Annotated in this window: 14 protein-coding genes and 4 pseudogenes; 10 read left to right on the top strand and 8 right to left on the bottom strand. The window is 64.4% G+C overall.

The features are described from left to right. Positions 1-37: 37 nt before the first annotated feature. Entirely contained in the window at positions 38-946 is a 909-nt protein-coding gene (locus tag M8523_RS27980; RefSeq protein WP_282588170.1) for a LysR family transcriptional regulator, read from the bottom strand. A 177-nt stretch (positions 947-1,123) separates the two neighbouring features. Between M8523_RS27980 and M8523_RS27975 the strand changes: the two genes are divergently transcribed. The 7 genes and pseudogenes from M8523_RS27975 to M8523_RS27945 all read left to right on the top strand — a co-directional run bounded on the left by M8523_RS27975 (position 1,124) and on the right by M8523_RS27945 (position 5,726). Beyond that, positions 1,124-1,873: an SDR family NAD(P)-dependent oxidoreductase gene (locus tag M8523_RS27975; RefSeq protein ID WP_282588169.1), complete on the top strand. Its 750-nt coding sequence runs from the start codon at positions 1,124-1,126 to the stop codon at positions 1,871-1,873. Between the two features lie 13 nt (positions 1,874-1,886). Beyond that, positions 1,887-2,603 (top strand): SDR family oxidoreductase, encoded by a 717-nt coding sequence (locus M8523_RS27970; protein WP_282588168.1) that lies wholly within the window; start codon positions 1,887-1,889, stop codon positions 2,601-2,603. Positions 2,604-2,645: 42 nt separating this feature from the next. Further along, a pseudogene (locus M8523_RS27965) lies at positions 2,646-3,047 on the top strand (MFS transporter); the annotation flags it as partial. Beyond that, entirely contained in the window at positions 3,047-3,970 is a 924-nt protein-coding gene (locus M8523_RS27960) for a threonine/serine exporter family protein (RefSeq protein ID WP_282588167.1), read from the top strand. The pseudogene M8523_RS27965 and the gene M8523_RS27960, both read left to right, overlap by 1 nt. Then, entirely contained in the window at positions 3,957-4,208 is a 252-nt protein-coding gene (locus tag M8523_RS27955) for a DUF1275 family protein (RefSeq protein ID WP_282588166.1), read from the top strand. The genes M8523_RS27960 and M8523_RS27955 overlap by 14 nt, the downstream gene beginning before the upstream one ends. Then, positions 4,118-4,693: a DUF1275 family protein gene (locus tag M8523_RS27950; protein WP_428351491.1), complete on the top strand. Its 576-nt coding sequence runs from the start codon at positions 4,118-4,120 to the stop codon at positions 4,691-4,693. Before M8523_RS27955 ends, M8523_RS27950 begins: the two co-directional genes overlap by 91 nt. Positions 4,694-5,303: 610 nt before the next feature. Continuing rightward, entirely contained in the window at positions 5,304-5,726 is a 423-nt protein-coding gene (locus tag M8523_RS27945) for a DUF6640 family protein (RefSeq protein WP_282588164.1), read from the top strand. Between the two features lie 356 nt (positions 5,727-6,082). Here the strand turns inward: M8523_RS27945 and M8523_RS27940 are convergent, their stop codons facing one another. From M8523_RS27940 to M8523_RS27930, 3 genes are read right to left on the bottom strand one after another with little or no spacing between them, the layout of a single operon-like run. After that, on the bottom strand, positions 6,083-6,553 hold the full coding sequence (locus M8523_RS27940; RefSeq protein ID WP_282588163.1) for an NAD(P)-dependent oxidoreductase: 471 nt from the start codon (positions 6,551-6,553) through the stop codon (positions 6,083-6,085). After that, on the bottom strand, positions 6,546-7,568 hold the full coding sequence (locus tag M8523_RS27935) for a zinc-binding alcohol dehydrogenase family protein (protein ID WP_282588162.1): 1,023 nt from the start codon (positions 7,566-7,568) through the stop codon (positions 6,546-6,548). The genes M8523_RS27940 and M8523_RS27935 overlap by 8 nt, the downstream gene beginning before the upstream one ends. Positions 7,569-7,601: 33 nt before the next feature. Beyond that, positions 7,602-8,564: a quinone oxidoreductase family protein gene (locus M8523_RS27930; protein ID WP_282588161.1), complete on the bottom strand. Its 963-nt coding sequence runs from the start codon at positions 8,562-8,564 to the stop codon at positions 7,602-7,604. 169 nt (positions 8,565-8,733) lie between these two features. Here M8523_RS27930 and M8523_RS27925 point away from each other — a divergent pair, with 169 nt between their 5' ends. Further along, positions 8,734-9,153, top strand: coding sequence for a winged helix-turn-helix transcriptional regulator (locus tag M8523_RS27925; RefSeq protein ID WP_282588160.1), 420 nt, complete (start codon positions 8,734-8,736; stop codon positions 9,151-9,153). Positions 9,154-9,516: 363 nt separating this feature from the next. On the opposite strand, the gene M8523_RS27920 is transcribed toward M8523_RS27925, so the two are convergent. The 4 genes and pseudogenes from M8523_RS27920 to M8523_RS27905 all read right to left on the bottom strand — a co-directional run. Further along, positions 9,517-10,242, bottom strand: a complete 726-nt coding sequence (locus tag M8523_RS27920) for a transposase (RefSeq protein ID WP_282588159.1) — start codon at positions 10,240-10,242, stop codon at positions 9,517-9,519. Further along, positions 10,173-10,946: a transposase gene (locus M8523_RS27915; RefSeq protein WP_282588158.1), complete on the bottom strand. Its 774-nt coding sequence runs from the start codon at positions 10,944-10,946 to the stop codon at positions 10,173-10,175. Before M8523_RS27915 ends, M8523_RS27920 begins: the two co-directional genes overlap by 70 nt. Positions 10,947-11,070: 124 nt before the next feature. Continuing rightward, positions 11,071-12,329, bottom strand: a pseudogene (locus M8523_RS27910) (IS256 family transposase). A gap of 421 nt (positions 12,330-12,750) precedes the next feature. Further along, positions 12,751-14,067, bottom strand: a pseudogene (locus M8523_RS27905) (IS1380 family transposase); the annotation flags it as partial. Positions 14,068-14,136: 69 nt separating this feature from the next. Between M8523_RS27905 and M8523_RS27900 the strand changes: the two are divergent. Together M8523_RS27900 and M8523_RS36590 are read left to right on the top strand one after the other, a co-directional pair. Beyond that, a pseudogene (locus M8523_RS27900) lies at positions 14,137-14,449 on the top strand (transposase); the annotation flags it as partial. A 36-nt stretch (positions 14,450-14,485) separates the two neighbouring features. Beyond that, the coding region (locus M8523_RS36590; protein ID WP_345894312.1) for a transposase at positions 14,486-14,782 on the top strand (297 nt) is incomplete at its 3' end.

Here is a 14,782-nt window from a genome sequence, read left to right as displayed (position 1 = left end):
TCAGCGGCTCGCCCGCTGATGTTCACGGCCGTCCCGATCAAGCAGGAACGATGTATGGCGATCGCAGCGCGTCGACGAAGGCGCGGAGGGCCGGCGCCATGTTCCGCTGTTGCGGGTAGCAGAGATGGAAGCCTGGAAAGGGAGCCGACCAGGGTTCCAAGAGCCGCACCAAGCGATTGTCCTCGACGAACGGCGCGATCGCCTCTTCGACGGCGAAGGCGACGCCTACGCCGTCCACGGCGGCCCGCACGCCGAACTCGCGGCTGCTTGCGATCAGCGAGCCTGAGACTTCGACGGCGAACCAGCGGCCATCCTCGCAAAACTCCCAGGCGTAGGGTCGCTCATGTCCCGGCCAGCGCCAGCGGATGCAGTTATGTGCGAGCAGGTCTCGCGGCGTAACCGGCGCGCCGTGTTCGGCGAGGTAGGATGGCGCAGCCACCGCGACCTGGCGTAGCTCAGGACCGAGCCTGAGGGCGACCATGTCGCGCTCGATCAATTCTCCCAGGCGGATCGCGGCGTCGTAGCCGGCGGCGACGATGTCGACCACGTTGTCGTCCAGGGTGACGTCCAGCACGACGCCCGGGTGGTCGCGCGCGAAGCGGGCGAGCATCGGCGTCAGGAAGAGGTCGGCCGCGATCCGGAAGGCGTTGATCCTGACCGTTCCGGTCAGCTGGCCCGTGACGCCGGGGTCCATGCTCATCACGGTCCCGAGCTCGTCGATCGCCGGCCGGACGCGATCGTAAAGCGCCTGACCCGCCTCGGTCAGCGAGACGCTGCGCGTGGTGCGGTTGAGCAGCCTTGCGCCCATGCGGTCCTCAATGCGTCGCACCCCCTGGGTGAGCGCCGAGGAGGAGACGCCGAGGGACTTGGCCGCCCGGCTGAAGCTCAGAGCCTCGGCCACCGCGACAAAGGCGCGGAGCGCACCGAAGTCACTCGTCGGGATCATGCCTGCTCCGAGCATTTATAAGCCTGCATTACAGGCTTGCTTAGAAAGTCGCAATTCTCTCGCGGGCTCCAGAGCTCTACTTACCAGTTCAGCCCGACGCAGATCGGCTGGTCGCCAGCTCCTGGCTCGGGTCCGCCGACCCGGGCGATGCTGGACTTATTTGGAAGGAGCGTGGTCATGACCCCGGAGAGGTGGAGCCTAGACGGCAAGGTCGCGATGATCACCGGCGCGGCGCGCGGCATCGGCCGCGCGACGGCCGAGCTGCTGCACGCGAGAGGCGCGCGTGTTGTCGCGAGCGACCTCTCCGACGTCGTGCACGAGCTGGACGGCGACGGCTACGCGGCCCTGACCGGCGACGTCGCCAACGAGGACGTGGCGCGGCGCACCGTCGCCCTGGCGCGCGAGCGGTTCGGCCGGCTCGACATCCTGGTCAACAACGCCGGCCGCACGCTGAACAAGCCGCTTCTCGACACCAGCGTCGAGGAGTGGGACGCAGTGCTGGCCACCAACGCCCGGGGGAACTTCGTGCATTCGCGCGAGGCCGTCCGGGCGATGCTGGAGACCGGCGGCGGCGCGATCGTCTCCGTGGTTTCGGTCGTGGCCCAGGTGGCGATGAAGGAGCTGGCCGCTTACGCCGCTTCCAAGGGGGCGATCACCCAGCTCGTGAAGGTCATCGCCGTCGAATATGGCGCGCGAGGCATCCGCGCCAACGCGGTCGCGCCCGGCGTGGTCGAGACCGACATCCTGCAGAGCACCGGCGTCGAGGACAGCCGGGCGAAGCTCGCCGGCTACGGCGACGCGCACCCGATCGGCCGCATCGGCCAACCTGGCGAGATCGCCGAGGTGATCGCCTTCCTCGCCTCGCCCGCTTCCAGTTTCATGACCGGCGCCCTGGTCATGGCGGACGGCGGCTACACCGCAATTTGAAAGGACCAGTTTGGTGAGCAACTCGATCTTGATCATCGCGGCCGAACGTGGGCTGGGCCTTGGGCTCGCTCGAGAGTTGTTCCGCCGCGGCTGGAGCGTCACCGGCACGGCGCGCCCGAGCGCGGACATCGGCGAGCTTGAAGCAGTCGGGCGCGAGGATCCCTCGCGGCTCTCGCTGGCGTCCATCGACGTGACCGACGCCGGCCAGATCGAGCCGTTCCTGGCTTCGCTGGCCGACCGCCGCTTCGACGTGATCTTCTTCAACGCCGGCATCTACGGACCGCTGCACCAGAGCGTGGCGCAGGCGACGGACGCGGAGTTCGCCGAGATCATGCTGACCAACACCTTCGGCCCGATCCGCCTCGCCCACCGGCTGCTCGGCCGGCTTACCGAGGTCGGCGGAACCTACGCCTTCATGTCCTCGCACCGGGGCAGCACCGCCATCAACCTGGAGGGCGGACTCGAGCTCTACCGGGCCAGCAAGGTCGCGCTGAACATGCTCGCGCGTGGTTTATGGGCGACCAACCGGGACCGCGGGCCTTTCGGTCTCACCATGCTCTCGATCCACCCCGGCTGGGTGCGCACTGCCATGGGCACCCTAGACGGCACGGTCGAGCCGGAGATGGAGCTGGAGCCGAGCGTGCGGGGCGTCGCCGACGTGGTTGAGCGCCACCAGGGATCGGGTGAGAACCTCTATCTCGACTGGCAGGGCAGCCCGCTGGGCTGGTGACGACCGGTCGTGAACCATCAGACGAGAGCGGTGTACGGGACGATGAGCGCCGCAGCCGTGCTGGCGGCGGCGATGATGGGGATCGTGCTCGTCACGGTCGACGTGTCGGCGGTCAACGTCGCGGCGCCCGCGCTGGGCAGGTCTTTCGGCACCGGCTTGGGCGGCATGGAGTGGGTGCTCAACGTCTACACGCTGGCCTACGCCGCCTTCCTACTCAACGCCGGCGCGCTCAGCGACCGGCATGGTCCGCGCGCGACGTTCATGGCGGGCTTCGCGTTCTTCACGCTCGCCTCGCTGGCCTGCGGGATCGCGCCAGCGTTTAGCTGGCTGCTGGCTGCTCGGATGATGCAGGGGCTCGGCGCGGCCCTGCTCGTGCCCTCCGCCTTGGCGCTGCTCCAAATCGCCTACCCCGACAGGCAGGCCCGGGCGCACGCGATCGGCTGGTGGGCGGGGGCGGGCAGGCCCCGGCCCTGTCGCTGCTCAACGGCGCGGCCGACCCGCAGATCCTGCCGGTGGTCGGGGTCGCCGCATTCGCTGGCGGCCTGCTGCGACGGTGGATGGGCGAGCGGCTGGGAATCAATAACGGGCTGGCGCAGCTGTTCGCCGCCGCGCTGCTCGCCGGGGTCGTCGGCGGAGTCGCCACGCGCTTCCATGTCGCTCTCGACTCCGGGCTGGTGATGATGGGGCCGTTGCTGGTGCTGGTGCCCGGCCCCGCGCTGATGGGCGCTACTTTCGACCTTGCCGGGCTGCGGCTGTTGATCGGCCTCGCCAGGCTTACCTACGGGCTGCTCTCCATTGTCGCACTGTCGGCCGGCGTGCTGATCGGCGCGGGCCTGGCGGACGGCGTTGCGCCTGATCCCAACGCGCCCCCGTCCGACCTGTCATGGTGGCAGGACATGGCCTGCGCGGCGATGGCCTCGGCGGCCTATGGCGTGTTCTTCTCCATACCTTACCGGATGCTGGCCTTGCCGGTGATCGTAGGCGCGTTGGCGCACGGCCTGCGCTGGTTCTGCCTCACCGAGCTGCACCTTGCCAACGCCAGCGCCGCCGGGATCGGCTGCCTGCTGGTCGGCGTGGTGGTGGAGCCGATCGCGCGGCGCTGGCGCCTGCCGTTCGCGGCGGTGGGGTTTGCGGCGGTGGTCGCGCAGGTGCCGGGCAGCTTTCTGTTCCGCATGGCCGCGGGCTTGGTCGAGCTGCAGCGCGCCGGTGCCGGTGCGCCGCTCAGGCTGCTCGCCGGGATCGGCGCAGACGGCGGCACCGCTCTGTTGACGCTGGTCGCCATGGCGCTGGGACTTGTCATTCCTAAGTCCATCTGGATGCGGCTCGATTCACGCCGATGCCGCGCAGCCGAACATGAGCGGTTCTAGCGACCACGCCGCGCCTGGCGATGGCCTCCGCTGGACGCGCCTGCCGCCCGCACTAGGCTTTCTCACCGGTATGATCGACGTTATCGGCTGGCTGACCCTTTCGCACTTCTACTCGGCTAATATCACCGGCGATCTGACCCAGTCGGTATCCTACCTGCTGCCCGGCGAAACGCCGCATGCGCCGCAGATCCTGGCGGTGCCGGTGTTCTTTGCCGGCATGATCCTGATCTATTTTTAACGCGACGGCTGGGAACGGACAGCCGCGCGATGATGCGCGGCCTGCTGCTGATGCAGGCAACCGCGCTGCTGGCGCTGTGCATCGCCGCGGGAGTCGCGGGTCCGGTGATCGGCAGCAAGTCGGACGCCGGCCTGCTCGTCGGGCTGCTCGCCGTGCTGTTGATCGCGCTGTCCAATACCGCCATGCACATGATGGACAAGTCGGCACCGACCACTTGGGCGCTGACCGCCAACTGCGTTACCGGCAGCGTGGCTCTGCTCAATCTGGCGACCGGGCATGGCACCGCCGAGGAGCGCGAGCGGGACCGGCATACGTGGCGGGCGATCGTGCCCACGCTGCTGATGTTCCTGCTCGGCGGCCTGCTTGGCGTAATCGCGGTCCCCGGTCTGCACGAGCGCGTTTGGGCGGCACCGTCGGTAACCGCCCTGCTGTTGTGGGTGCTGCTGTGGCCGCGAGCGACGGAGCGAGTGATCGCGGGAGACTGAGATTCTCGACAAGGGCGGGGCTAAGGCGGGTACCTAGCTGTGACGACCTATAATGATGGCCGGCTCGGCGCCAGCTAAACGGCCGATTTTTCTGACGGCTCCTGATTGGCGCGAGATATCCTCGATCCCTGACTATAAAACCCGTCCGGAAATCACCGCAAGGTTGACCCCTCAGCTGCGGCTTGCCGGACAAGGGGCTTCTGCGTCTAACGGATTTTGCGTCGGGTGCGGATGATCTCGCGTCGGTCTCACAGATCGTGCGTTCATTCTCACAGAGCGTGCGTCGGCGGGCGCCTCCAGTCTCAGCTAATGTGCATCGGAAATGGCCCTTGATTGCGCGTCGGCCACATTTCGATTGCGCGGCACAGAAGTGCCTTCAGCATTTCCTCGAAGGCCAGAACGGACGGACGCCTTGGATTTCAACCCCGGCGCCAGCCCGTTTCGCTAATCTTGACAAAGCAATCCCACTCAGGCGAGATGAATGTGGACGTGCGAAAGTCACAGCCCGGTAGGTAGTCCGGGTGGCGTTAGCGTTCGTACAGCCTACACGTCTGATGGAGACGTGGGCAACCTGTACGTCCTTTCCCTGATCGAGGGAGAGGAGCGTCCTATGGAAATCGCCAAGTATACTATCGCCTTCGTCGCCCTGTTCAACTATGGCGGCCTGGTCGCGGATGCGATTGTGCCGTCTGGCGCGAAGCAGCATTTGTTCAATCCAAAATGGCCACCACATGCTAAATTTCACAACGGGCAGACGATGGCTATGGGCATCATTAGCGGATCACTGTCACTCGCTATCCTGTTCGGCTCACGTCCGCTGACGCTTCCGTTGTTCCTGATCGCCGCTGCGGTCGCGGCGAACTACTTCGTCGCCATGGCTTTGGCGCGAGCATTTCCCGGCACCGCCTGGAGCGATCCCGAGTTCGCGGTTCGACTGCCCCGTCCACTGGGCCTCTATCCGCAACAGCTCGTTACTTACGTGCTGTGCACGCTCGTGCTGATCGCGGTCGCTCTCGCTGTTTTGGCGCACTGAGAATTGCGACCGCCCTGAAGCCGCCGGCTCCGACGGGGATGCATATTCCACGTGGTGAGGTGATAACGGCCATCATGACACGCAAAGCGAGACGAGCCAGAGGCTGGCGACAATCCCAGGTGTGGGCATGCTGTCCGCGACCATCATCGCGGCGACAACGCCAGATGTTGTGAAGGGCGGTCCAAATCCAGGCCAGGGGGCGGAGCAAATCCAGGCCAGCCCTACAACGGCCGGCGACCCCGCTACAGACGAAATAAGATCATGAACGTAAAAGGTTAGCCAAGGCACCGTTTAATCTAGTATCGATCGTCTAGAGTCGGACGGGGCGGTGGAGTGGCCTGGATTTGGACCGCCCTCTACATGATGCCGAGCTGCCCGGCTTCTGCTGCCTCAGGACGGCCGAAAACCGGCGCGGCAAGGTAATGCTGACCTCGCGCTGTATGGCTGTAATACAGCTCCCGTGAGAGGGCCGGAGAGATCGTCTCCATCGCCACGTGGATTAAGCCCGGCGGCATGGCGTGGATGAAACCAGCGGGACCCAGCACAACCTCTCGCGTTGCATCGTCATCGAACACGACGCTGATGATGATGTCGGCTTCTCCGATTTCGCTCAGAGAGCGCGCGACGATGGCCCCCCGCGCCGTGAGATCACTTAACGCGGTAGGTCGCCGAGCCCACAAGGTGACCCTGCGCCCGGTGGCCAGCAAATGCCGGGCGACCGAGCTTCCGATCGCGCCCAACCCCACGAACCCGATCGACAGATCACGTCCGGTCGCCATCGTCCCGGCCGGATCGGCGTCCAGTTCCTCTCGATCGTGGTCATTCATTGATGGTGATCACGATCTTGCTACCCGACACGCCCGCCTTCTGGACTTGCAACGCGCCCTGTAACGCTGCCAGGCCACTGCCGACGACACGGCGCTCGGGCGCAGGCTGGAAGCGGCCAGCGGCCAACGCGGCCGGCAGAAAATCGCCATATACCGCCCGGCTAACCTCGTTGTCTTTCAGGCTGGTGCCGAAGATGTGGTTGGTCTCGACGTCCGCGGCCCGTCCCTCTGGAGGGGGAAGGGTTGTGGACACGAACTTGCGCCCCCGGCATCGGCTGACGACCGCGAAGCTGGCCAGCATGTCGCCTGTCGCGTGCAGCGCCCCTGCAAGCGTCTTGCCGCGGAGCGCCTCGACGATCGTCTCGACCACGCCAGGATCAGCGTGATCGAAGACATGGCTCGCGCCGAGATCCGTCAAAAACTGCCGGTTGCGCGGCGAGGCCGTGGTTACGCAGTCATAACCCGCCGCGACCGCGAGCTGGATCGCGTTGCAGCCGACGCTTGATGAGCCACCCCAAACCAGAACCGTTTCCCCAGTTTGGTGTGGCGACAGGCTGGGATGATGAAGCCCGAGATGATCCTTCTGGAACAGCCCGCACGCGGCCGTTCCAAGGCCGAGCGGTATGACAGATGCATCTTCATAGGCCATGCTGGCGGGGATCGGTGCGGCCATGTTGGCCATGATGAGGGTGAAGGTCTGGAAAGCGCCATGCGTCGGCCGGTTCGTCGTCGCTCCGACCGATTGTCCAAGGACACGATCGCCGACCTTGAAGCCGGTGACGCCGCTGCCGATTGCAGCCACCTCTCCCGCCACATCGCTTCCTAGGATGGCCGGATAGTCGAGCCATGGGAAGATCGCATTGTCCTGGAGTATCCAATCGACGGGGTTGATGGCGATCGCCCGATTGCGGACCAGAATTTCATTTTCTCCTGGAACCGGCATTTCCGCCGGGCCGACCTCAAGCGGCGTTCCAACCCGTGGCTGCCATGCGGCGCTATTCGTATTATCGCTCATTGACTTCGTTCCTTCCAGATGTACCGCCGACGTTCAGAAGAGGATGACCAGGCGACCACGCACCCCGCCGGCTTCTTGGACGGCATGGGCGGCGCCCGTCTGCTCGGGCGCGTATTCACCAGCGACGCGAGGTACGATCTTGCCCGTTTCGGTAAGCCGCCGAAGCTCCTCAAGCCATTCGGTGCGCTCGAACACGTCATAGACAAGTACCGGCTTGACGATGATGCCGCGCTCCACCGGCCTTTCTTTCCAGCGCCGGACGGGAAGGTAGACTCCGCCATCGCGAATGGCGGGAAAGGCCTTCTCCTTTAGGACTGCCGTATCGATGAGGGCATCGACACCGCCCGGAAATTCACGCCGGACAGCTTCGGCGAAGCCTGGTCCCCGATCTACCACCACCTCCGCGCCATAGCTGCGGACGGGCTCGGCCTCCTCTGGCTTCGCGTCCGCGATGATCCGCAGCCCACGCTCTTTCGCGATCACGCTCGCATATTGCGCGAGAAGCCCGGCTCCGCCGCTGATCGCGAGGCTTTGTCCCTGTCGTAAACCGGCGAGTTCCAACGAGCGAAGCGCGGTGAGCCCGTTCATCGAGATCGTGCAGGCCTCGGCGAAGGAGAGATCATGGGGCATGGGGATGACGGATGCCGCCGGGACAACAATGTATTGGGACTGCGCTCCGCCCTCCGGCCGATGGGCCTTGACCACCGCAACGACCTTTTGGCCGACGCTAAGGCGCGAGACTCCTGGGCCTATCGATTCGATGGTACCGGCGGCATCGACGCCAGGCACGGCAGGGGGCGGTTGGTCGGCGCTCCCCATCTGGCGCAGCAGAATGTCGGTCGGGTTAATAGCGGCTGCCCGAACCGCGATCCGCACCTGCCCTTCGGCCGGCGGGGGAACCTCGCGGTCGATGACGCGGATGACCTCGACACCGCCGGGCCCGTTGAACGCCACGGCTCGGGCGGTCAGCGCTTGTCCTGGTTCTACATCCGTCACGAAGACGCCTCCAAGGTTGACCAACTCAGCTCCGACACGGCGCTTGCGGCTGCGTGATCACGTGAAATCACAACAGACCGGTTGATACGTGGACATCCTAAGTATCCTCGTGATACTAGACGTCAAGAAAGCACTTCGTTTCGCCTAGGTATATCGAAGGATACCGCTCATGGTCGGCCCCCAACGCTTTTCCTCCGAATGCCCGAGCCGTCAGTTGTTCGACCAGATTGCCGACAAGTGGTCGATGATGGTGCTGGCTATCCTTGAACCGGGCCCGCTGCGCTTCAACGCCATACGGCGTCAGATCGAAGGCGTTACGCAGAAAGCACTCACGCAATGTCTGCGCCGGCTTGAACGTAACGGCCTCGTAGAACGTCGCGTTATTCCGTTGTCCCCGGTCGCAGTTGAGTATGAGCTCACTGAACTCGGTCAATCTCTAGGGAAGCCATTCTCCGTTTTATACAATTGGACTGTAGAAAATCTAGCTGCGGTCAATCTCGCGCGTTCGTGCTTCGATCAGCGGCCGAATGAAGCAGAGCGGGCCGCTAATCGGTTAGCCCCTGAGCCAATCGAGCGCGGCGGCCATTAACGGGATGCCGAGCCCGCGATCCCACCCCGGCGCCCTGAGACGTCCATGGCTTTCTCGTCAAGGAGGCTTTAGCCGACGGGAACCTCAAAAGTCTTCTCGATGAAGTCCTGACCGACCTGGGGCATTGCGCGCTCTCGAACGACGGTTTGGGTCTATTCCCCGCGATAAATTTTCGTGTCCGTGATGCGAAACTCACACAGACCGTGTGGAAACTCGGTTTTGGGTCTGGCGAGGGTGAAAGGAGGCTGACGGGGCCCTGACGCGGCCCTTGAGGGCCGCTGGGCCGTCGTCGGCCGTTCGGATCGACCGATGATCGACAAAACTGGTCAGCCTTGGCCGTCCCGCAAGCCGGAAAGGCCTCCTTCAGGCCTGGATCGCCTCCATCAGGATGGGAAATGCCACGAGGTTCAACACCCGCCTGAGGTTGTAGGCGAGCGCGGTCAGGCTGAACTCGGCGCGCACTTTGACCAGGCCGCGCATCAGAAAGGCGCCCTTGTTCATCCATTGCTTGATGCTGCCGAAGGGATGCTCGACGGTCTCGCGTCGTTGGCCAAGAACGCTGGGGCGCTGGGCGAGGCGGGCCTGCATACGGTCCAGGACGGCTTCGTTCTCCAGACGCGATACGGAGCGAAAGCTGCTGGCCGTGCACTGCGGACGAAGCGGGCAATCGCGGCAGGCGTGCCTATTGGCGTAATTGATCTTCTTCAGGTCGCGTAGAACAGATGATGTATAACGATACAGATGCTGGCCGGCGGGACAGAGGATGCTGTCGCTGGCCGGATCGTAGATGAACTCGTCCTTGCGAAACAGGCCGGCTCTCACCGAAGGGCCACGCTGCGGACGCGGCACATAGGGGTCCATCCCGGCCTTCTCGCAGGCCTCGATGTCCTCGATCTTGAAGTAGCCCTTGTCGGCCACGACCGCGATCCGTTCCACCTCGAGAATCTGCTTGGCGGGTTCCGCTGTCTGCGTCAGCAGGCCCATGTCGACGACCTGATTGGTGACCTGTTGCTCGACGATCAGCTTGTGCTTGGCATCCACCGCGATCTGCGCGTTATAGCCGACGCCGACATGGGTGTGGGCCGCCATCGCGCGGCTGTCGGATCGGTGAGCGAGATTTGGCTCTCGCCCGTCCGATCCAGTTCCGCCAGCATGGTCCTGCAGCGCTCGCGCCGCTCGCCAAGCGCGGCGATCTTCGCGGCCAGGTTCGTCACACGCGTGCCACCCTTGCCGCTCTCGGTGGCGTCGCTCGTGTCGAGGCGCTGGAGATAATCCGCAAGCCGGTCATCGGCCTTCTTGATGATATCGGTCAGCGTTGCTCGTGTGTAATTGCGGTCTTTGTTGTTGACCGCCTTGATCCGCGTGCCATCCACGGCCAGCAACTCCCGGCCGAACAGGTCGAGCTGGCGGCACAAAAGCACGAACTGACGGAAGATCTGGCGAAAAGCCTGACAATTGCCGCTCCGGAAATCAGCAATGGTCTTGAAGTCCGGCTTCAGATGCCGCAGCAGCCAGATCACCTCGACGTTGCGATGCGTCTCGGCTTCGAGCCGCCGGCTCGATCGCACCCGGTTCAGGTAGCCGTACAGGTAGAGCTTCAACGGATCGGCGGGCGCATAGCCCGGACGGCCCGTCACGCGCGGCGTCGCCCGCGCGAACCCCGCCGCCGCCAAATCCAACCCGTCGACAAAGGCGTCGATGAAGCGAACGGGATTGTCCGGACCGACATAGTCGTCCACCGTCTCGGGCAGAAGAAGCGACTGGCAGCGATCGTGGCCGGCGATGTAAGTCATGCCGCCAGGATACCGCCTCACCCGCACCGCAGGAATCCCGTTAAGACCTCTTTCCACGGTGCCGTCGCGAAGTTGGTTGGAATTGCTTTTTGGCGCGATCTCCAGCGTGACGAGGTTTATCCGATCATGCGGCGAGGTCAATGACCTGATCGGAGAGCTTTTCGGGAAGGGTTTTCCAGCCGTCGACCTTCCGCAGTGTGATCTGTCCTGACGCCATCAATGCCCAGAACAACATGGCGGCGGTCTCGGCGGCCGGCAGCACGGTCTGTGTCTTGATCCGTCGCTTGAACTCCTCATGCAGCCGTTCGATCGCATTCGAGGTGCGGATCGACTTCCACTGGCTTTGCGGAAAGCGCGTAAAGGTGAACAGCCGGTCGCCGGCTTCCTCCAGGCTATTGGCCACCGCCGGGCATTTCAGCCGCCATTTCCGGAGGAAGGCCTTGCGGCGGGTTTCGACCTCCTTGGCCGTCTCGGCGTAAATCATGTCTTTGTAGTCGTTGGAGAGTTCCTCGTGCAAGCGCTCCGGCGCGTGAGCCAGGAGGTTACGATGCTTATGGACTGTGCAGCGTTGGACCGCGACGTCGGACCAAAGCGCCGCCAGGGCCGCGTCGAGTCCGGAGCCGCCGTCCACGATCACCAACTCCGGTGTCTTCAGGCCGCGTTTGACGAGATCGTCCAGCAGCGCCCGCCACGCCGCCTCGCTTTCTCCGCCCATGTTCTTCACGGCGAGGAGCACCTTCTGCCCGTCTTGCCGGACCCCAAGGGCGACAAGAAGGGAAATCGAGGTTGCGTTCTTGTCGAGCCTGACCCGAACCACCGTCCCATCGAGGATGAGACGAATGATCGGTTCCTCGGTCAGCGAGCGGGCGTTCCAACCGTCCCAGTCGCCTTTGACCTTGCGCCACGTCCGGCTGACGATGTCCTTGCCGACACCCTTGGCGAACACCGCCGCCAGCGCACGCCGAACCCGCCGCGTGTTGGTGCCAGACAAATACGCCGAGGCGATCAGCGCCTCCGCGGCCTGAGTACGGCGCTGATAGGCACGCAGCGCCTGGCTCTTCCACTCCGTCGTCTTGCCATCCTCGCCAACCAATCTGGCACGGGAACGGCGATCTCGGTCGGTCCAAATGTTCCCGTGAGCGACCGCTTCCGATGGCCATGACGATGCCCAGCCACCGGCCCGATCCCGCCGTCCTCCGCCGGTGAACCGGCGTGGCGGCTATAGCGCGGGCGGGACAGCACCGTGCTCAGTTCTTCCTCGATCATCTGCTCGATGAAACCACGCACCTTTGCGCGCACATCCGTCTCGATCGGATCGAACCAACTGTCGAAAAGCGTGCCGGCGCTCGCATCGACCGCCGGTTTCGTCGTAGTCTGCTCCATGGCGTAATCTCCCCCGGCGTTGACGCGCCGAGCAAGGGGTTGGACAACCTGGAGATTACGCCGCCTTCAATTTCCAACCACTCCCGCGACGGCACCTTGCTGAACTCGATTGAGTACTGACTGCTATAATCCGGATCAATCTCGATGAGGGTCTATAGAAGCAGTTGATATTAGGTATGAAAAATTTGCTGCACCTTGTACTCTTGAATTGCTGCACCGACACTCACTACCATAAACACCTCGTAAGGTGGGTTGATCTTAGCCTGCATTTCTCACCGGCCGAATGCATGAAGCGTTTTTGACTGCGGTGGGCAGAGTGCTTGGGGGTTTGGACATGAGCCATCATCCCGCGAGGCGGTTCGAGGGTTGGGGCGGCTGAGCGGGTCCTGTTAAGGGTGAATGGGGGGGTGATCTGGCGGCATCAGGCCGCGGCGTTTCGCAATCGCGCCTGGGCGAGCCGCCACTCCTGCTGCCAGGGGTGTGCCGAGGCCATGGCAATCTTCTTCACGCGGCGAACGCTGGTTGTCACCAGGGCGCCGACCTTGAGCAGCTTGAGCCGGATGGTGGCGGAAGTCGCCTCGGCGAAGACGGTGTGCTTGAGGCCGATGCGTCGGAGTGCGCAGAGAAGAGCATAAGCCAGGGACGCGAACCATAACCGCAGCTGGTTGGCGCGCATGGTGGCGGCCGAGGTGCGGTCGGCGAAAAGGTCGGCTTGGCACTCCTTGATGCGGTTTTCCATGTCGCCGCGTGCGCAGTAGATATCCTCGTAGAGGAAGCGGGCTCCCGCCTCTGCCTTGTCGAGCGAGGTGACGATGAAGCGCGGATTGGCTTCGCCGTTTGTCCATTCGGCCTTGGCGATGACACGCCGCCGCTTCGACCAGCTGTCGCGCGTGGACCAGCGGAAGTCTTTGAAGCGGCGCGCCGGCCGACTTGTCCGGGTCGCCTCGTCCTCGGCCTGGATCAGTTCGACCGCGATCTCCTCGACGAGGCGCGCGTTGCGAGCGAGACCGAAAACGAAGTCGATGCGGTGCTGCTCGCACCAGGTCATCAGGGCCTCGCGGCAGAAGCCGGAGTCGGCGCGCAGCAGGATGCGCACGCGCGGCCAGCGGCTGCGGATCTGGCCGACCAGACGCGCCACCTCCTCGACGGCCCCGGCCGAGGCGTCAATGTCGGCTTTCCGCAGCTTGGCCGCGAGCAGGTGCCGGCCGCAGAAGATGTAGAGAGGCAGATAGCAGTAGCCGTCGTAGTAGCCGTGGAAGAACCGACCCTCCTGATGCCCGTGCAGCGGATCGTCGGTGGCATCGAGGTCGAGCACGATCTCCTTAGGCGGCGTGCGATGCGCCTCCAGGAACAGATCCACGAACAGCCGCGCGATACGCTCGGGATCGTGGCCGATCCGGTGATAGCGCTTCGGGATCGCCGACGGGGCGTGTTCCAGCCGGTTCAGGGTCGACTTGCCGGCCAGTGGTGCACAATCGGGACGCTTCGCCGAAAGCTTGCCGGCCAGAACCGCTAGAACGGGGTCGTGCCGCAGAGTGTCGTGGTCGACGAGGTCCTCGTATCCGAGCGCGAGGCCGAACACACGTTGGCCGATCAGCGTCCTGACCGCATGCTCGGTCCGGGTCGGATCACGCGCATCGTGAAAGCAGGCCGCGAACCGCTCCACCAGCGGGATCGCGCGATCGGTCGCGCCGAGGAGCAACGCGCCGGCATCGGACGTGATCGCGCCACGTCGAAATCAGCCACAACAGAGCGACTGAACCGCCCCGGGATTGCCGGAGGCCCCAACTCCTGAGAGGACGGGGCTATGACAAGCAAGACATCTAACAAGTTTTCACCGGAGGTCCGGGCCCGAGCGGTTCGGATGGTGCTGGACCACGAGAAGGATCACGCGTCCCGGTTGGCGGCTGTAGTTTCGATCGCCGAGAAGATCGGTTGCGCAGCGCAGACCCTGCATGAGTGGGTGAAGAAGGCCGAGGTCGATACGGGCAAGCGGGCCGGCGTGTCGAACGATGTCGCCGAGAAGCTGAAGGTGCTGGAACGGGAGAACAGGGAGCTGTGCCAACCAACGAGATCCTGCGCAAAGCATCGGCCTATTTTGCTCAGGCGGAGCTCGACCGTATCCGGCATGAGCACCTCACGTTTCAGAACCGCTCGTGAAGCGCGATGATAGCCCCTTCGGTGAGATAGTGGGGGATGATTTGGCCAGTGACGATGATCGGCACGCTGATCAGCATGATGCCCAACGCGTACATGTTGGATATGGGGTCGGGCGCCGTGTTGAGGTGATCAGCGGGGTGGAGCGCCGCCGGCGTTGGGCGCGCGAGGAAAAGGCGCAGATCACGACGGAGAGCTTCGTGCCCGGCGCCAATGTCGCGGACGTGGCGCGGCGTCATGGGATGAGCCTGGGCCTTCTTCACCACTGGCGACGCCTGGCGCGCGAGGCTGCGAGC

Origin of the sequence: Lichenifustis flavocetrariae, from assembly GCF_026130545.1 — a bacterium.
Lineage (GTDB): Bacteria > Pseudomonadota > Alphaproteobacteria > Rhizobiales > Beijerinckiaceae > Lichenihabitans > Lichenihabitans flavocetrariae.
This window is presented reverse-complemented; position numbering and strand designations above follow the sequence as displayed.

What these genes read in the sequence shown, in the direction of transcription:
- M8523_RS27980 (WP_282588170.1), bottom strand. Translation starts at nt 946, where the DNA reads ATGATCCCGACGAGTGACTTCGGTGCGCTCCGCGCCTTTGTCGCGGTG.
- M8523_RS27975 (WP_282588169.1), top strand. Translation starts at nt 1,124, where the DNA reads ATGACCCCGGAGAGGTGGAGCCTAGACGGCAAGGTCGCGATGATCACC.
- M8523_RS27955 (WP_282588166.1), top strand. Translation starts at nt 3,957, where the DNA reads ATGAGCGGTTCTAGCGACCACGCCGCGCCTGGCGATGGCCTCCGCTGG.
- M8523_RS27945 (WP_282588164.1), top strand. Translation starts at nt 5,304, where the DNA reads ATGGAAATCGCCAAGTATACTATCGCCTTCGTCGCCCTGTTCAACTAT.
- M8523_RS27940 (WP_282588163.1), bottom strand. Translation starts at nt 6,553, where the DNA reads ATGAATGACCACGATCGAGAGGAACTGGACGCCGATCCGGCCGGGACG.
- M8523_RS27935 (WP_282588162.1), bottom strand. Translation starts at nt 7,568, where the DNA reads ATGAGCGATAATACGAATAGCGCCGCATGGCAGCCACGGGTTGGAACG.
- M8523_RS27925 (WP_282588160.1), top strand. Translation starts at nt 8,734, where the DNA reads ATGGTCGGCCCCCAACGCTTTTCCTCCGAATGCCCGAGCCGTCAGTTG.
- M8523_RS27920 (WP_282588159.1), bottom strand. Translation starts at nt 10,242, where the DNA reads ATGGCGGCCCACACCCATGTCGGCGTCGGCTATAACGCGCAGATCGCG.
- M8523_RS27915 (WP_282588158.1), bottom strand. Translation starts at nt 10,946, where the DNA reads ATGACTTACATCGCCGGCCACGATCGCTGCCAGTCGCTTCTTCTGCCC.